A 17,313-nucleotide genomic window follows, 5' to 3' on the forward strand; every position below is an offset into this window, starting at 1 on the left:
GGCGCACGGCATGTGTGGTCACGACTGAACGGGCAACGGTAACCAGTTCAGCAACACAGCGAATGGAGGCGAGAGAGGTGAAGTCTTCCGGATTGACATCTCCAGTGGCGGAAGCCGCATTTGGGATGGGGACATCGGTGGAATTTGATTCTGATTGGCTCACCTTGGGCAAGCATCGGGTGAGACTCAGGTGCACACGCGGATTCCCTTCCGAGAGAACACGGAGCGTGGCTGAACTCGCCAAGATTGCGGTTGAGAACAACTTGAGCGCAGCAGCCCGGTTGGTGGAGGTGGTTGCGGGACGAGGCGAGAAATCCTACACGATCACCATTGGCACGACCTTTGCAAAAGACAAAGAAGTGGCGGTCCATCTTGAATTGGCGCTGGCCACCATTTTCGGGCTGGCGCCCAGCCAACTCAATATGGAGGTCGTGGTGGTCAGCCAGGCGGAAGTGGATATGCATGCTGGCGTGTATGAGCGAATGCTGGCAGAGAAGCTTCATATCGTGCCGCCAATACAGTGAAGGACGGCAAGCGCGTGCGGTTCGGCAAGTATGCGGGGGACGCTGCCAAGGTCGCAGGTGAGGCGCTGCTGGGCAGGCGTGAAGACGACATTTTGTGCATCATCGAATAGCGAGATTGTGAAAAAGGGGCGTGAGGAAACTCCTGGCGGAGAAGCGCTAGTCGCTTGAGCATCATGAGCAAGATTATCGGAATCGATCTCGGCACCACGAACTCGTACGTGGCGTTGATGGAAGGCGCGCAAACCAAAGTCATCGAGAATTCCGAAGGCGCGCGCACGACACTGTCGATCGTCGCTTATATGAACGATGGCGACATTTTGGTCGGCGCGCCCGCCAAACGGCAGGCCGTCACGAATCCCAAGAACACGCTGTTTGCCGTCAAACGCCTGATCGGCCGCCGCTACGAAGACAAGGAGGTGCAGAAGGGCATCGGCCTGGTTCCTTTCACGATCTTCAAGGCTGGCAATGGCGATGCGTGGATCGAAGCGCAAGACAAGAAGCTTGCCCCGCCTCGGGTCTCAGCCGAAGTTTTGCGCAAAATGAAGAAGACCGCCGAAGACTATCTCGGTGAGGTTACGTGATCGTCATGGACATGACCGTGCACGCGAAGAACGGCAATGTGGAAGTCCGGGTAGTCCGCCGAAGCGATAACAGATGGGACGGACAGTATCGCTACTTGCCTAATAGGGGCGAACCGACAGGCTGGTGCAGTGCGGCTATGCCGGAAGGTTTCGTTGCGCCTGGCATCGCCATAAGCGCGGCCATATTCGCGGGGCGCCTGTATGCGGAGAAACGGGGGGCGAGCGAGGAGCTCGACTCAAGGGTGGGGAGCTCCTCCTGAGCCGAGGCCCTTTGCGGCGGTCAGGCGCTATCGCCGCCTGCCAGTTGGAAGCTTGCTTGGGCGCTTCCAGCGGACCACTTCCGCATCGGCACGTTCAAGATTTCTGCCAGCTTCAGCGCGAAGTGCGTTTTTCCCACGCCTGGTTACCCCGTCAGCAAGATCGGTCGAACGCGAAAGTCCCTCGCCCGCATCGCGCTCATGAGCGTGAGGTCAATCTTCAACTTTTGAATTGGCTCGCGCAGGTTGCCAAACAGCACCTGCGTTCTTTCAAGCTTCTTCAGTGTCGAGCGGGCGCGAGGCAGTGCTCGGTAGCCATCATCAGTGCCCGCTTGCTCCAGCAATGACAGGGCATACCGTTGCTGGCTGCGGTCCGCATCGTGCAGGTTCTCGTCTGCTTCGCTATTTTCTAATTTCCTTCGCTATATCGACAGTCATTGCATGACCGTCATAGCGCACGTCTAATTGATAGATAAAAACAATCAAATTCACGTGGCAATAGCGTGTAGGTAGACTATCTTTCATGGTGAGCCGATCGCTCATCCGCCCTTGACCAATGGAGTCCGCCATGTCCCTGCCTCTTGCCTCGGCTGCTGTTGCGACCGTGCTGGAATGGCTTGCCGCCTATGGTGAATCGCATTGAATCTCACGGATTTCCGGTGGGGCCAAGCAATTGAAGTAACGCGTGCGGTGCAAGCCGTGCAACGTGCAGAATTTTTCAGGAGAACGACGATGGCGATGGTGCGGATGTTTGCGGCGGAATGGCGGGCGTTTGCCGGCGCGGCACAGGCTTCGCATGCCGAGGCACCAACGCTGTCCGGCATGGACTGCGCCGAGCACGCTCGCCTGCAACGCAAGTGGGTACGCAAGCAGATCGGCCTGGCCATCGTGGCCGCCGGCGCAATGATCATGTTCCTGCACGGCATGGTGCAATTGACGGCCTGATCGTCATCGTCATGGGCGGATGCCACAATTGGAACTTGTCGCACTGGCGGCAACCGAACGGCATGCTTGAAGCAAGCTCGGATATTCGGTTTTTCCACACCATTCTTTCAGGGGAACTCAGATGGCAAAGAAGAACAGCGGCGCGGCTGCCGCAGCCCAGATCAACATCGGTATTGCGGACAAGGACCGCAAGAAGATCGCCGAAGGCCTCTCGCGCTTGCTGGCCGATACCTACTCGCTCTACCTGAAGACGCACTACTTCCACTGGAACGTGACCGGCCCGATGTTCAACACGCTGCATCTGATGTTCGAGACGCAGTACAACGAGCTGTGGAACGCCGTTGACCCGGTGGCCGAACGCATCCGCGCGCTGGGGTATCCGGCGCCGGGCTCGTACTCTGAATTTGCCAAGCTGTCGTCGATCCCGGAATCGAAGGGCATTCCCGAGGCGATGGACATGGTGCGCGAGCTGGTGGCCGGCCACGAAGCCGTGACGCGCACCGCCCGCAGCCTGTTCCCGGACGTCGACAAGGCCGCCGACGAGCCGACCGCTGACTTGCTCACGCAGCGCATGGACATCCACGAGAAGACCGCGTGGATGTTGCGCTCGCTGCTGGCATAAGCCTGCCCGACGTCTGCGCAAGCGGTCGCGCCGCCGAGCGACGACAGGTGTTTCGACAACAGTGAATTCCTCCCCCCGCCCGTCAGCCTGCTGCGCTGCGGGTGGGGCCTCATCCCCCCAGACCTCAACGAGAGAGCGATGACTACTGAAGCTAAATGCCCGTTTTCCAGCCAAGCGCTTGCGGCTTCCCAAGCCGATGGCGGTGGCACGACCAACAAGGACTGGTGGCCCAATCAACTGCGTGTTGATCTGCTTGCCCAGCATTCCGAAAAATCCGATCCGCTCGGGTCCCAATTTGACTATCGCAAGTCTTTCAAGGCGCTTGACTACGACGCGCTCAAGGCGGATCTGCGCCGCCTGATGACCGATTCGCAAGACTGGTGGCCGGCCGACTTTGGCCACTATGGTCCGCAGTTCATCCGCATGGCCTGGCATGCCGCCGGCACCTACCGCACCGGCGATGGCCGCGGCGGCGCCGGGCGTGGCCAGCAGCGTTTCGCGCCGCTCAACTCGTGGCCCGACAACGTTAACATCGACAAGTCGCGCCGCCTGCTGTGGCCGATCAAGCAGAAATACGGCCAGCAGATTTCGTGGGCCGACCTGCTGATCCTGACCGGCAACGTTGCACTGGAAACCATGGGCTTCCGCACCTTCGGCTTTGCCGGCGGCCGTGAAGACACCTGGGAACCGGACAACGACGTTTACTGGGGTGCCGAGAAGACCTGGCTCGCGGACAACACCCGCTACTCGGGCAAGCGTGATCTCGACAACCCGCTCGCTGCTGTGCAGATGGGCCTGATCTACGTCAATCCGGAAGGTCCGGGCGGCAACTCTGACCCACTGGCAGCCGCGCATGACATCCGTGAAACCTTCGCCCGCATGGCGATGGATGATGAAGAGACCGTCGCGCTGATTGCCGGTGGCCACACCTTCGGCAAGACGCACGGTGCAGGCCCAGCAAGCCACGTTGGCCCCGACCCGGAAGGCGCACCGCTTGAGGCACAGGGCCTCGGCTGGGCCAGCAGCTACAAGTCCGGCCATGGCGGCGACGCGATTGGCAGCGGTTTGGAAGTCACCTGGACGCAAACGCCCGCGCAATGGAGCAACTTCTTCTTCGAGAACCTGTTCAAGTACGAATGGGTGCAGGAAAAGAGCCCGGCCGGCGCAACGCAGTGGGTGGCCAAAGACGCTGAAGCGGTCATTCCAGGCCCGACGCCGGATTCGCCCAAGCGCCGTCCGACCATGCTCACCACGGATCTGTCGCTGCGCTTCGACCCGGCATACGAGAAGATCTCGCGCCGCTTCCTCGACAACCCGCAGGCGTTTGCTGAAGCCTTCGCGCGTGCCTGGTTCAAGCTGACGCACCGCGATCTCGGCCCGAAGTCGCGCTACCTTGGTCCGGAAGTGCCGCGCGAAGACCTGATCTGGCAAGACCCGCTGCCGGCTGCAACGCACAAGCCGAGCGACGCTGACATTGCTGATCTGAAGGCGAAGATCGAGGCGTCTGGTCTGTCGGCATCGGAGTTGGTGGCGGTGGCCTGGGCATCTGCCTCGACCTTCCGTGGTTCGGACAAGCGTGGTGGCGCCAACGGTGCGCGCATCCGTCTGGCGCCGCAAAAGGACTGGGCCGTCAATCAGTCGGTTGCTGGCACGCTGGCCAAGCTGGAGGACATCCAGAAGGCTTCGGGCAAGGCTTCGCTGGCAGACGTGATCGTGCTGGCGGGCAGCGTGGGTATTGAACTCGCTGCCAAGGCAGCCGGCACGAGCATCACCGTGCCGTTCACGCCGGGCCGTGTCGATGCGACGGTCGAACAGACCGATCCGGTCGCGATGGCAGTGCTCGAACCGATTGCCGATGGCTTCCGCAATTTCCAGAAGGCCAAGTTCTCGGTGCCGGCTGAAGCGCTGCTGATCGACAAGGCCCAGTTGCTGACGCTGACCGCGCCCGAGCTGACGGTGCTGATCGGTGGCCTGCGCACTATCAACATCAACGCGGATGGCAGCAAGAACGGTGTCTTCACCGCCACGCCCGGTGCGCTGACGAATGACTTCTTCGTCAACCTGCTCGACATGGGCACGGAGTGGAAGGCCGCCGGTGACATCTACGAGGGCGTTGACCGCAAGACGGGTCAGGTCAAGTGGACGGGCACGCGTGTTGATCTGGTGTTCGGCTCGAACTCGATCTTGCGCGCGCTGGCCGAGGTGTACGGCAGTGCGGACGGCAAGCAGCGCTTCGTGAGCGACTTCGTGGCTGCGTGGGTCAAGGTGATGAACGCCGATCGTTTTGATCTGGCCTAAGCCTCAAGCCTGAGCAATCGGGCAACAGGACTAAAATGGCGCCTTGCCTCGTGCAGGCGCCATTTTTCTTTGGTGATTTCCATGCAGTCGTCCGCCGCTCAACCCAGCCGTCTCATCCTCTATGCGCGCCTGATGCGCATGGATAAGCCGATCGGTACGGTACTGCTGCTGTGGCCGACGCTGTGGGCGCTGTGGATGGCGTCCGACGGGCATCCGCCGCTGTCGCTGGTGCTGATCTTCACGGTTGGCACGTTCCTGATGCGCTCGGCCGGCTGCGCCGTCAACGACTGGGCCGATCGGGATTTCGACAAGCACGTTAAACGCACCAAGGAGCGGCCGATCACCGCTGGTCTGATCGCGCCGTGGGAGGCGCTGGCCGTGGCGGCCGTGCTGTCGCTTATCGCCTTCACGCTGATCCTGCCGCTCAATGCGCTGACCAAGTGGATGTCAGTGGCGGCCATCTTGATCGCCGGCACGTATCCGTTCTTCAAGCGTTTCTTTGCGATTCCGCAGGCGTATCTGGGGATCGCGTTTGGGTTTGGGATTCCGATGGCCTATGCGGCCGTGCAGGATCAGGTGCCTGTGCTCGCGTGGTTGATGCTGATGGGGAACGTGTTCTGGGCCATTGCCTACGACACGGCTTATGCCATGGTCGATCGGGATGACGATCTGCTCATCGGCATCAAGACTTCAGCGATTACCTTCGGCCGCTATGACGTGGCGGCCATCATGCTGTGCTATGTGGCGTTCTTCGGGATCATGGCCTGGGCCGGCCACGTGATGGCGCTGGGTGCGGCCTACTGGATCGGGATGGCGGCCGCCGTGGCGCTGGCGCTCTGGTATTACCCGATGCTGCGCACGCGGGATCGGATGAAGTGTTTCTTTGTCTTCCGGCATAACAACTGGCTGGGGGCCTGTGTGTTTGCTGGGGTGGCAGTGGCGTATTTGATGCGCTGACTGGCGAGTTGAATCCTGCAGGATTGGTGTTTGTGGTCCATCCCTTGTTTCATCCCCTGCCGGGGCTGACCTATTTTCTTTGTCTTGCCAAAGAAAGTAGGCAAAGAAAGGCGCGCCCGAGATGGCGACCCCCTCCTTGGATTTTTGTCGCGGGGTGGGGAAGGAGGCAAACTCGCTGCGCTCAGACAAGGCTCCTTCCTTTTTCCTCCCCGCAACAAAAATCCAAGGCGCCATCAAGGGCTCAACGTCAAAAGAAAAAGGCCAACCCATCGCGGGGTTGGCCTTTGTCGTTCTGGCTGACATACAGATTGTTTGGCTTTTGACTTTCCTGCCCTATGCGGCGCCTTGAATTTTTGTGAGCGGGCGGAAAAAGGAAGGAGCCTTGTCTGAGCGAAGCGAGTTTGCCTCCTTCCCCACACGGTCACGGAAATTCAAGGAGGTTGTCGCCGCATCGGGCGCGCCTTTCTTTGCTTACTTTCTTTGGCAAGACAAAGAAAGTGAGTCGGCCCCGGCAGGGGGCGAAAGGGAGGCAAACCACCAACATCAAATCAAGACCCCAACCCCCAAAACTCAATCCCGCCCGAACTCTTCACCCATCTCCTTACCGCGCGCAGCCGCAGCATGCATTGCACGCACGAAGGCAGCTTTGATACCCGCACCCTCCATCGAAGTGAGTGCCGCGTAGGTCGTCCCGCCCTTGGACGTCACGCGCTCGCGCAGCACTTCCACTGGCTCGGTCGACTGCCCGGCCAGCGTGGCAGCGCCGATGAACGTTTCCACCGCCAGCGTGCGCCCATCTTCTGCCGACAGCCCCAGCTCCTGCGCCGCCTGCTGCATCGCCTCGATGAAATAGAACACGTAGGCCGGGCCGCTGCCCGAGATGGCGGTCACGGCATCAATCTGTGCCTCGGCAGGGACCCACACACTCTTGCCGACGGCGTTGGCGATGGCACTGGCCGTGGAGCGATCGGCTTCGGACAGGCCGGTGTTGGCAGCCAGGCCCGTCATGCCCAGGCCCGACAGTGCCGGCGTATTTGGCATCGCACGCACGATGCGCGCATGCCCATTCAGCCAGCGCGACAGGTCTTGAATGCGAATGCCCGCTGCCACCGACAGCACCAGGCTGTTACCCAGATGCGGCGCGAGCTGTGCACACACCTCACGCATCTGCTGCGGCTTGACGGCCAGGACGATCACATCGCGGTCGGCCAGTTCAGCGCCCGGTGCGGCGGCTGCGCGGGCTCCCCAGGTCTGCTCGGCGCGTGTGCGGGCCGGCTCAGTCGGGTCCACCACCACGATGTTGGCGCCGTGTGCGCCCTTGGCAATCAGGCCGCCGATGAGGGCTGCCGCCATGTTGCCGCCGCCGATGAAGCCGAGTTTCAGAGTGTCGAGCATGAGAGTGGTGGTGTGAAGAACAACGGGAAACAGGAAATCAGGCGGGCGCGTGCGCATACTGCCGCACCCCGAAGATGGCGCTGCCAACGCGCACAATGGTGGCGCCTTCGGCAATCGCGTCTTCCAAGTCGGCGGACATGCCCATCGACAGGGTATCGATGGCGATGCCCGCGTCTCGTAGCTGGTCGGCCAGTCGGCTCAGGGCGGCAAAAGGTGCGCGCTGTGCAGCGGGGTCGTCGGTGGGCTCGGGCACGGCCATCAGGCCGCGCAATTGCAGGCGGGGCAGGGCAGCCACCGCGCGTGCCACGGCAAGGACCTCGTCGAAATCGGGCAGCAGGCCGTGCTTGCTGGCTTGGCGGCTGATGTTGATTTCCAGGCAGACCTGCAGCGGTGGCAGGGTATCGGGGCGTTGGGCGGACAGGCGTTCGGCAATCTTGAGTCGATCGACGCTGTGTACCCAGTCGAACTGCTCGGCCACGGGACGCGTCTTGTTGCTCTGCAGCGGGCCGATGAAGTGCCAGGCGATCGGGTCAGCGCCCGTGCGCAGGTCGGCCAGCGCATCGATTTTGGCGATGCCTTCCTGCACGTAGTTTTCGCCGAAAAGGCGTTGCCCGGCGGCATGCGCAGCACGTACGGCATCGGCGTCGAACGTCTTGGAAACGGCCAGCAATGTGACACCCGCGGGATCGCGCGAAGCCAGTGTGCAGGCCGTTGTGATCCGCTGACGCACGGCTTGCAAGTTGGCGGCGATTACAGACATAATCCGGCGACGTTTGTTACAAATAAACAAGGCTCCGGCATGTTGTTGACAATGCCGGCAGCACCCGGGGAAGCGCCATTGCGACGCCTGGGCGACATAAAAAAGTCGGGGGTCATTATAAGATGGACATCGCGCAGCTTCTGGCGTTTTCCGCCAAGAACAAAGCGTCGGACTTGCACTTATCGGCCGGCTTGCCGCCGATGATCCGGATCCACGGCGACATGCGCCGGATCAACGTGCCACCGCTCACGCACCAGGATGTGCACTCCATGGTGTACGACATCATGAGTGACGGGCAGCGCAAGGTCTACGAAGAAAACCTGGAAGTCGACTTCTCGTTTGAGATCCCGGGGCTCTCGCGTTTCCGGGTCAATGCATTCAACCAGAACCGTGGTGCTTCGGCTGTGTTCCGGACGATTCCGTCCAAGGTGCTCACGCTGGATGATCTGAAGGCGCCGGCCGTGTTTGCCGATCTCGCCATGAAGCCGCGCGGCTTGGTGCTGGTGACGGGCCCGACGGGCTCGGGCAAGTCGACTACGCTGGCGGCGATGGTGAACCACCGCAACGAAAACGACATGGGCCACATCCTCACGGTGGAAGACCCGATCGAATTCGTGCACGAATCCAAGAAAAGCCTGATCAACCAGCGCGAACTGGGGCCGCACACGCACTCGTTCGCCAACGCGCTGAAGTCGGCACTGCGTGAAGACCCGGACGTGGTCCTGGTCGGCGAATTGCGTGACCTTGAGACCATTCGCCTTGCGCTCACCGCGGCCGAAACCGGTCACTTGGTGTTCGGCACGCTGCACACCAGCTCGGCTGCCAAAACCATCGACCGGGTCGTCGACGTGTTCCCGTCGGACGAGAAGGAGATGGTCCGAACGATGCTTTCTGAATCGCTTGAAGCGGTGATCTCGCAGACGCTGCTCAAGACGCGCGATGGCTCGGGCCGGATTGCGGCGCACGAGATCATGATCGCCACGCCGGCCATCCGCCACTTGATCCGCGAGAACAAGATCTCGCAGATGTACTCGATGATGCAGACCAGCAGCGGCATGGGCATGCAGACGCTCGACCAGTGTCTGTCGGAGCTCATCAAGCGCTCGGCGATCAACTACGCAGACGCACGCGCGATCGCCAAGAACCCGGACGCGTTCGCGAACTGATGCTGATGCGCTGACTGACACGTCAGCGCGCATTCCAATTCCTTTGAGGAGGGGCACGCCATGCTGGACCGCGAAGCCGCCACCAAATACATCCACGAACTCTTGCAGTTGATGGTGAACAGCCGTGGCTCGGATTTGTTCATCACGTCGGAATTCCCGCCCGCCATCAAGGTGGACGGCAAGGTCACGCCGATCTCCCAGCAGCCGCTGAGTGCGGTGCAGGCCATCGGTCTGGTCAAGTCGATCATGAACGAGAAACAGCTGCGCGAGTACGAAGACAGCTCCGAGTGCAACTTCGCCATCACGGCGCCGAGCGCGGGGCGCTTTCGCGTGTCGGCGTTCATCCAGCAGGGCCGTGCCGGCATGGTGCTGCGGACCATCAACACGAAGATTCCGTCGCTGGGCGAGCTGGACTTGCCGCCGATCCTCAACGAGATCGTGATGAGCAAGCGCGGGCTGGTGATCGTGGTGGGCGCCACGGGCTCGGGCAAGTCGACCTCGCTGGCGGCAATGGTGGGGCATCGCAATGCAAATTCGTACGGCCACATCATCACGATTGAAGACCCGGTGGAATACGTGCACGCGCACCAGAACTGCGTGGTGACGCAGCGCGAGGTGGGCGTCGATACGGAGTCGTGGCACGTGGCCCTGAAGAACACGCTGCGTCAGGCGCCGGACGTGATCCTGATCGGCGAAATCCGGGACCGCGACACGATGGAGTACGCCATTCAGTACGCGGAAACCGGCCACCTGTGTCTGGCGACGCTGCACGCTAACAGCTCGAACCAGGCGATTGACCGGATCATCAACTTCTTCCCGGAAGAGAAGCGTCAGCAGCTGCTGATCGACTTGTCGCTGAACCTGCGCGCGATGATTGCGCAGCGCCTGCTGCCGCGTAACGGCAAGAAGGGCCGCGTGCCGGCGGTGGAGATCATGCTGGCAACGCCGCTGGTGCAGGACCTCATCTTCAAGGGCGAGGTGCACGAGCTGAAAGAGGTCATGAAGAAATCCCGCGAGCAGGGGATGATCTCGTTCGACCAGGCGCTCTTCGAACTGTACGAAGAAGGCAAGATCACGTACGAAGACGCACTGCGCAATGCGGATTCGCTAAACGACTTGCGCCTGCAGATCAAGTTGCACAGCAAGCGGGGCGGCCAGACCGATCTGTCGGCTGGTACCGAGCATCTGAACGTCGTGTGATGTCGCTCGGCGGCTACACCATCTGAGGTAATTTGGGGCGCATAACGTTTGCGCCCAGCTACGCGTCACCCAAATTTCATTGTGTTTCCTTAATATTTGCTGAGAAGTGCCGTATAACCGGCGAGCACGTCTGTCGATTCGCTTGACAAGCGTGTACTACAAGAAATAGCTGCTTCAGCAAATACGGGTGGGTGAACACGTGGCTAACAAGCCGATATGCCAGCGCGCGCAAGCAGCGCGGGGCTTTACGCTGATCGAGCTGATGATCACGGTGGCGATTGTCGCCATCCTGGCGGTCATCGCTTATCCCTCGTACGTCCAGTACATCGTGCGCTCCAACCGTGCGGCTGCGGAATCCTTCATGCAGGAGGTCGCCGCGGCACAGGAGCGCTTTCTGCTGGACAACCGGGCCTATGCGCCTGATCTGACGACGTTGCAGTACGCCAGCAACGTGCCCGCCAACGTTGCGCCTAACTACACCTTTACGGTGAGCGCCAGCAGCGTACCGCCTTCCTACCAATTGGTTGCCAGTCCACAGGGTTCGCAGCAGACCAACGACACTGCCTGCGGTCAGCTGACGTTGACCAACACGGGAGCCAAGACGGCGTCCGGCAGCGGCTCCACTTGCTGGAAATAGGCATGAACACGACTCGCAAGCCGCTCTGCCAGGGTTTCACGCTGACTGAGCTGATGGTCGCGCTGGCCGTCCTGGCCATTCTCGTGGTCATTGCCGTGCCGTCTTTCTCGAACATGGTCGCGACGCAGGCTACGCGCAATGCGTCCTTCGATCTGTCTTCAGCCATGGCGATGGCGCGCAGTGAAGCGGTCAAGCAAAACGCCATCGCCACCGTGTCGACCACGAACAACTGGGCGACGGGTTGGGTGCTGACCGTGAATTCCACCGTTGTTCGCACGTTTGGTCCGTACAGTGGCGTCACCATTACGCCCAGCAGCGGCAACACACTCTCATTTGGCAATGACGGCCGGCCGATCGCGGGCACGAGCACATTCCAGGTCACACCCTCCGGGCAGGGGCAGTCTGTCTCACCCGCTTGCGTACAGGTCGGTGGAACTGGTCGGGTTGCCATCGTCTCGGGAGTTTGCTCATGAACACATCTGCGCGTTTGTTTCATACACGGCCGCGCAAGGCTGGGCAGCGCGGCACGACCCTCATCGAGATCCTGATCTCGGTGGTCATCCTGTTGGTGGCGCTGCTTGGGGCGGCGGGCATGATGGCGCGTTCCAGCCAGTCCGAGATGGAGTCCTATCAACGCGAACAGGCGCTGACCCTGCTGCAGGATATGTCCGCACGGCTCAATGCCAATCGGCAGGTCGCCACCTGCTATGCGATTGCCGGTGCGACCACCACGGCAGGCAACGGCGGCCTGTCGGCACCGGCCTGCTCGACTGGCACGGCGGCTCAACAAGCCACCGTCACGACTGATCTTGCTGCCTGGAACGCGGCGCTGCTCGGTAGTGCGGAGACGGCTGCCAGCGGCACGGTTGCCCTCGGCGCCATGATCGGCGCGCGCGGGTGCATCGAAGCTGTTGATACGGTCAACCAGATTTATCGCGTGACCGTGGCCTGGCAAGGCCTGGTTAAGACGGTGCCGTCGTCCTTGCCATGTGGCAGCGGCAGTTTCGGCAGCGACACCTATCGCCGCGCCATCAGCACGCAGGTTCGGATCGGGGTGCTGTCATGAGGCCGCTGCACAAGCTGCTGCGTCGGCAGCGCGGGATCTCGCTGATCGAGTTGATGGTCGGGATGACGCTTGGCCTGCTTTTGCTCACCGCATTGGCCAGCTTATATGCGTCGACCTCGCAGTCGCGCGTGCAACTGGGCAACAGTGCCACGCAGATTGAAAACGGCCGCTACGCCCTCGACGTCATCAGCCAGGAGATCGGGCTGGCCGGTTACCTGGGCGACCTGAACCTGCTGGGCACGTCCTTGATTTCTACCCCCGACGTGTGCAACGTGGCCACCAACACGCTGGGCTTTACCAACAGCCCGGCGACGGTGCCGGTGGCGATCTACGGGTATGCGCCCGGGACGAATCCGGCGACTTGCCTCCCGAACCTGTCGCCCAACTCCGAAATCCTGGTGGTGCGGCGCGTGTCGAGTACCAGGATCACGTCGCCCAGTGCCATGACTGCTGGTCAGGCCTACTTGCAGGATTCGTTCTGCACCACGGACACGGTACCGTTCGTCTTCAGTGGTACCACGACGGACTTCACCTTGAAGGACAAGACTTGCCTGAACCCGGCTGAACTGCGTCAGGTCAGCGTGCGCGCTTTCTACATTGCCACGTGCGACCTCTGCAAAGGCAAAGACAACGGTGTTCTCACGCTCAAGGTGGCGGAGCTCTCGGGTGGGGCGATGCAAACCCAATCGATCGCCGAGGGCATCCAGGACATGCATTTCTCCTACGGCGTGGATGTGGATGGCAACGGTTCGCCCGATTGCTACGTGGCCAACCCCGGCATCGATAACAGCGCCGCCTGCAACAACGTGGGTGGTTACAACTGGACCACCTCCGCAACGGCCAACTGGAGCAACGTGACTGCTGTGCGCATCAATGTGCTCGCCAGCACGCTCAAGCCGGCGGCTGGCTGGACGGACAACCGGACCTATGACCTGGGGCGCGGCAGCAGCGCGATGTCCGGTCCTTTCAAAGACAGCTACAAGCGGCATGTCTATGCAGAAGTTGCACGGGCGGCCAACGTGGCCGGCCCACGGGAGTAAGTCATGCGGCGTTTATTGGTTCGCCCGCCGGTACGTCGGCCAGCACGCCAGTCGGGCGTGACCCTGGTTGTCACGCTGATCTTCCTGGCGATCTTCATGGCCGTGGTTGTGATGATCATGAACTCGAGCGTCATCAACACCAAGATTGCCGCCAACCAGCAGTACAGCGTGGAAGCGCGCGGTGCGGCGCAGCAGGGCATCGAGCAGGTCATCAGCCAGGACTTCACGGCCAACCCGGTCGCCACCAGTGTGCCGGTGGACGTGAACGGTGATGGAAAGACGGATTACACGGCGCAGGTGGCGGCACCGGTGTGCATGGCAACCAAGCAGATTGCCGACACGCAACTGACGACGGACCCGACCAACCCGAACTACACCTCGGATTCGTCCTGCTTTGGCGGCGTCAACAACAACTCCGACACCGGCATCTTGACGTCTGCCGGTACGCCCGGTGGCATGTCGAACTGCAGTGCAACGCAATGGGACGTGGCAGCCAACGTCAACGACGCCAACGCAACGAGCACCAACACCACTTTGCATCAAGGGGTTGCGGTACGGGTACTGACCGGTACCGCGTGTCCGTAAGCCTGACGGCACCTAGCCAGGAAGAATTGATATGCGCTCCATTGCCCGACGACTTGCTCTGACCGCCACGGCAACCCTGGCGCTTGCGTTGGTAGGCTCCCAGCCTGCTTGCGCGGAAGACATTGACCTCTACACGGGGCTGCAGCAGAACGCCGGCAAACCGAACGTGGTCATCATCTTTGATGATGGCGCTAACTCGGATGCCAATGCCTCGTTCACCTGCAACGCCACGGGGCTGACCGTTGCCAACCCTTCGAAGAGCTCGGGGGCTGAGCAATGTGCGCTGTATGGCGCCGCGCAGTCGATCGCGAGCAACCCCTCGCTGCTGGCCAACGTGAACCTCGGCCTGTTGATGTTCGACCCGAAGAGCCCCGGTGGCCTATTTACATTCCCCCGGGCGAACCCGCGGTCCTCGCAGACGCTGCAGTTGATGGACAGCAACGGCGTCAACAGCCTGCTGTCCTATATCCAGAACCAGTTTCCCAGCGATCTGAACGGCAATAACGTGCAGCTTTCCGGTGCGATGCAGGAGGCCTGGGCGTTCTACGCGGGATACAAAAACACTGGCGTGACTGGCCTGTCGGGCACGCAGTACACGTCGCCCATCACCAATCCGTGTCAGCGCAACTTCGTCATCTACATCGGCAACGCGACCAACAGCGGCCACCCGGCGGAAAGCGACCCGAAGATGCTGGCCGCGCTCCAGGCAGCGGTGCCCACACCCACGGCAGCACAAACGACGCAGATCGCCATCAACAGCAAGTACGCGTCGAACTGGGGCGACGAGTGGGCGCGCTACATGTATCAGAGCGACCTGCAGGGCACCGCAAACACAGCCAATCCGCAGAACATCATCACCTATGCCATCACGGTGACGGATGGCAAGAACCAGGACTACGTCAACTTCGATAACAGCATGGCCACCAATGGTGGCGGCAAGGCCTACACCGTCCAGTTGGGCGACGTGCAAGGTCTGCAAGATGCACTGCTGTCGATCCTCAACGAAATCCAGGCCGTCAACAGCGTGTTCGCCTCGGTCAGCTTGCCGGCAGCCGTCAATGCGCAGGGTCAGTTCCTGAACCAGGTGTACATCGGCATGTTCCGCCCGGACGCCACGGCCGCGCCGCGCTGGATGGGCAACCTGAAGCAATACCAGGTCGGCTATGACACCAATGGCAACCTCCAGCTGCTGGACTCGGTCGGCAAGGCCGCGCTCAGCAATGCGGGGACGGGTTTCATGTCGCCCAACGCCACCAGCTTCTGGACGGCTGACCCGCCGCTGTCATTCGGTTCCAGCGGCTATGGCAGCAGCATCGCCAACTGGCCGAGCGGCGGTTTCTGGCAGAACAGCCCCTCCAGCAAGGGGTGGGCTTCCGACTCGCCGGATGGTGAAGTGGTCGAGAAGGGCGGTGCGGGTGAAATGCTGCGCGCGCTCTTCCTGACCAGCCAGACTGGCCGCACCCTGTTGACCTGCAATGGCGCCGGCAATTGCCCGACCAACAAGGCGATGCCGACGTTCGACACGGCCAACAACTGGCTAACGGGTACCAGCGGGCTGAGCGCCATCAACTCCTACAACAGCACCAACGGCGCGCCCACTATTGCGTCGAGCGAGCAGACCAACTTCATCAACTGGGTGCGCGGCCGTGATGTCTATGCACTCGACGGCTCCACCGTTGCCGGGCAGGAAGCGGAGACTGGGCCGGGTTCGCCCGTGACGGTGCGTCCGTCCATCCATGGCGATGTGCTGCACTCGCGCCCCGTGGTCATCAACTATGGCGGTACCACCGGCATCGTGGTCTTCTACGGCGCCAACGATGGGGTCTTCCACGCCATCAACGGCAACCAGACAATGGGCGTCAATAGTGTGCGCCCGGGGGGCGAGCTGTGGGGCTTCATCCCGCCGGAATTCATCGGCAAGCTCAGCCGCCTGTATGCCAACTCGCCGGAAGTGAAGCTGTCCACTACGCCCAGCGGCATTACGCCGACACCGACGCCGCGCGATGACTTCTTCGACGGCAGCACCACCGTCATGCAGGACCAGCGCACCCCGGCCAGCCCGCGCACGATCATCTACCTGACCGCGCGGCGTGGCGGCAGCCTGCTCTATGCGCTGGATGTGACGGACCCGGTCAACCCGCGCTACCTGTGGTCGCGCAGCAATACCGACATTCCGGAGCTGGGTCAGACCTGGTCCAAGCCGCGCCTGATGCGTGTGGCCGGCTATGCTAACCCGCTGCTGATCATGGGTGCCGGCTACGACGCAGCCTCTGAAGACAGCGACCCGGCACCCGGTACCGACACGATGGGCCGCGGCATCGTTGTGCTCGACGCCTACACCGGCACGCCGGTGTGGAGCGCGCTGGCCAACTGCAACGGCGTGGCCGGCGTCTGCGTGAAGAACACCAGCCTGACGCGTTCGATTGCTTCGGACGTGACCACGGTCGACCGCACCGGCAGCGGCTATATCCAGATGGCCTACGTGGGCGATGTGGGCGGCAACATCTGGCGTGTGGACTTTCAGTCCGCCACCGGCAACACCCCGGCCAACTGGGCACTGACGCTGTTCGCCACGCTGGGTGGCGCGGCCAACACCAACAACGCGCGCAAGTTCTTCTACGCGCCGGATGTGGTGCCCACCTCCGGATTCAACGCCGTCATGGCCGGCACTGGCGACCGCGAGCATCCGCTGTATTCCGCGTCGACCACGCCGGGCACGGCCTACAACGTGGTCAACCGCTTCTACATGCTCAAGGACCCGAACCTCGGGCCCATGCCCGCAGGCTGGGTGCCGTTGACTGAGGCCAACCTGACCGATGCAACCTCTGTGGCCTACAACGGCTCGGGTTCCGGCTTTTTCGTCACGTTGCCCAATCCGGGTGAGAAGGTCGTGAATGCGCCGCTCACGGTGGCTGGCTACACCACCTTCGGCACCAACACGCCGGCCGTGCCTTCCGCCGGTGCGTGCTACCCGAACCTGGGTATCGCCCGCACGTACTCGGTCAGCTTCCTGACCGGCACCGGCCAGAACCCCAACCGCTCCGTCGTGCTCGATGGCGGTGGCTTCCCACCGTCGTCCGTGTATGGCGTGGTGCTGGTGAACAACGGCAGCGGCGGTACGACACCGGTGCCCGTGTGCTTCGGCTGCGGCAACCAGACGGGCACGGGCGGCGGCGGTTCCGCGCTGGCACCGGTCAAGGTCACACCCACCGGGCTGGGCAAACGCAAGCGCACCTTCTGGTACTCCGAGACAGACAAGCACTGAGCGACAAGCATTGAC

The 17,313-nt window shown here is 61.9% G+C and carries 17 protein-coding genes and 2 pseudogenes; 16 read left to right on the forward strand and 3 right to left on the reverse strand.

The window, feature by feature from the left end:
- Positions 1–137: 137 nt before the first annotated feature.
- The 3 genes and pseudogenes from ACS13N_RS01020 to ACS13N_RS01030 all read left to right on the forward strand — a co-directional run.
- The gene (locus ACS13N_RS01020; protein ID WP_438930584.1) at positions 138–524 is read left to right on the forward strand and encodes a hypothetical protein; all 387 of its coding nucleotides are present in this window, start codon (positions 138–140) and stop codon (positions 522–524) included.
- 14 nt (positions 525–538) lie between these two features.
- Positions 539–634, forward strand: a complete 96-nt coding sequence (locus ACS13N_RS01025; RefSeq protein WP_438930585.1) for a hypothetical protein — start codon at positions 539–541, stop codon at positions 632–634.
- A 63-nt stretch (positions 635–697) separates the two neighbouring features.
- Positions 698–1,096 (forward strand): annotated as a pseudogene (locus tag ACS13N_RS01030) (Hsp70 family protein); the annotation flags it as partial.
- Between the two features lie 292 nt (positions 1,097–1,388).
- On the opposite strand, the pseudogene ACS13N_RS01035 reads toward ACS13N_RS01030, so the two are convergent.
- Positions 1,389–1,760, reverse strand: a pseudogene (locus tag ACS13N_RS01035) (AAA family ATPase); the annotation flags it as partial.
- A 334-nt stretch (positions 1,761–2,094) separates the two neighbouring features.
- Between ACS13N_RS01035 and ACS13N_RS01040 the strand changes: the two are divergent.
- From ACS13N_RS01040 to ACS13N_RS01060, 5 genes are all read left to right on the forward strand, one after another.
- Positions 2,095–2,307 carry a hypothetical protein gene (locus tag ACS13N_RS01040; RefSeq protein ID WP_438929949.1) on the forward strand — a complete coding sequence of 71 codons (213 nt, stop codon included), beginning with the start codon at positions 2,095–2,097 and terminating at the stop codon, positions 2,305–2,307.
- A 121-nt stretch (positions 2,308–2,428) separates the two neighbouring features.
- Positions 2,429–2,929 (forward strand): Dps family protein, encoded by a 501-nt coding sequence (locus ACS13N_RS01045; RefSeq protein WP_296227387.1) that lies wholly within the window; start codon positions 2,429–2,431, stop codon positions 2,927–2,929.
- A gap of 138 nt (positions 2,930–3,067) precedes the next feature.
- Positions 3,068–5,227: a catalase/peroxidase HPI gene (katG, locus tag ACS13N_RS01050; protein WP_438929950.1), complete on the forward strand. Its 2,160-nt coding sequence runs from the start codon at positions 3,068–3,070 to the stop codon at positions 5,225–5,227.
- 81 nt (positions 5,228–5,308) lie between these two features.
- Positions 5,309–6,184 carry a 4-hydroxybenzoate octaprenyltransferase gene (gene ubiA, locus ACS13N_RS01055; protein WP_438929951.1) on the forward strand — a complete coding sequence of 292 codons (876 nt, stop codon included), beginning with the start codon at positions 5,309–5,311 and terminating at the stop codon, positions 6,182–6,184.
- Positions 6,185–6,305: 121 nt separating this feature from the next.
- Complete coding sequence (locus ACS13N_RS01060; protein ID WP_438929952.1) at positions 6,306–6,533, forward strand: hypothetical protein; 228 nt, start codon at positions 6,306–6,308, stop codon at positions 6,531–6,533.
- Positions 6,534–6,754: 221 nt separating this feature from the next.
- Here ACS13N_RS01060 and proC read toward each other — a convergent pair whose 3' ends face one another.
- Positions 6,755–7,579 (reverse strand): pyrroline-5-carboxylate reductase, encoded by an 825-nt coding sequence (gene proC / locus ACS13N_RS01065; RefSeq protein WP_438929953.1) that lies wholly within the window; start codon positions 7,577–7,579, stop codon positions 6,755–6,757.
- Positions 7,580–7,616: 37 nt separating this feature from the next.
- Positions 7,617–8,339, reverse strand: coding sequence for a YggS family pyridoxal phosphate-dependent enzyme (locus ACS13N_RS01070; RefSeq protein WP_438929954.1), 723 nt, complete (start codon positions 8,337–8,339; stop codon positions 7,617–7,619).
- Positions 8,340–8,461: 122 nt separating this feature from the next.
- On the opposite strand from ACS13N_RS01070, the gene ACS13N_RS01075 reads away from it, so the two are divergent.
- The 8 genes from ACS13N_RS01075 (at position 8,462) to ACS13N_RS01110 (ending at position 17,298) form a co-directional block, all read left to right on the forward strand.
- Complete coding sequence (locus ACS13N_RS01075) at positions 8,462–9,505, forward strand: type IV pilus twitching motility protein PilT (protein ID WP_039600020.1); 1,044 nt, start codon at positions 8,462–8,464, stop codon at positions 9,503–9,505.
- Between the two features lie 60 nt (positions 9,506–9,565).
- Positions 9,566–10,705, forward strand: a complete 1,140-nt coding sequence (locus tag ACS13N_RS01080) for a PilT/PilU family type 4a pilus ATPase (protein WP_438929955.1) — start codon at positions 9,566–9,568, stop codon at positions 10,703–10,705.
- A 199-nt stretch (positions 10,706–10,904) separates the two neighbouring features.
- Positions 10,905–11,342, forward strand: coding sequence for a type IV pilin protein (locus ACS13N_RS01085; protein ID WP_438929956.1), 438 nt, complete (start codon positions 10,905–10,907; stop codon positions 11,340–11,342).
- A gap of 2 nt (positions 11,343–11,344) precedes the next feature.
- Complete coding sequence (locus tag ACS13N_RS01090) at positions 11,345–11,815, forward strand: GspH/FimT family pseudopilin (protein WP_438929957.1); 471 nt, start codon at positions 11,345–11,347, stop codon at positions 11,813–11,815.
- The gene (pilV, locus tag ACS13N_RS01095; protein ID WP_438929958.1) at positions 11,812–12,408 is read left to right on the forward strand and encodes a type IV pilus modification protein PilV; all 597 of its coding nucleotides are present in this window, start codon (positions 11,812–11,814) and stop codon (positions 12,406–12,408) included. Before ACS13N_RS01090 ends, pilV begins: the two co-directional genes overlap by 4 nt.
- A complete protein-coding gene (locus ACS13N_RS01100; protein WP_438929959.1) occupies positions 12,405–13,448 on the forward strand; it encodes a PilW family protein in 1,044 nt (347 codons plus the stop codon). Before pilV ends, ACS13N_RS01100 begins: the two co-directional genes overlap by 4 nt.
- 3 nt (positions 13,449–13,451) lie before the next feature.
- Entirely contained in the window at positions 13,452–14,033 is a 582-nt protein-coding gene (locus ACS13N_RS01105) for a pilus assembly PilX N-terminal domain-containing protein (protein ID WP_438929960.1), read from the forward strand.
- Between the two features lie 31 nt (positions 14,034–14,064).
- Entirely contained in the window at positions 14,065–17,298 is a 3,234-nt protein-coding gene (locus tag ACS13N_RS01110) for a pilus assembly protein (protein ID WP_438929961.1), read from the forward strand.
- Positions 17,299–17,313 lie beyond the last annotated feature (15 nt).

Source organism: Ralstonia sp. 24A2, assembly GCF_051783885.1.
In the GTDB taxonomy this organism is placed as follows: Bacteria; Pseudomonadota; Gammaproteobacteria; order Burkholderiales; family Burkholderiaceae; genus Ralstonia.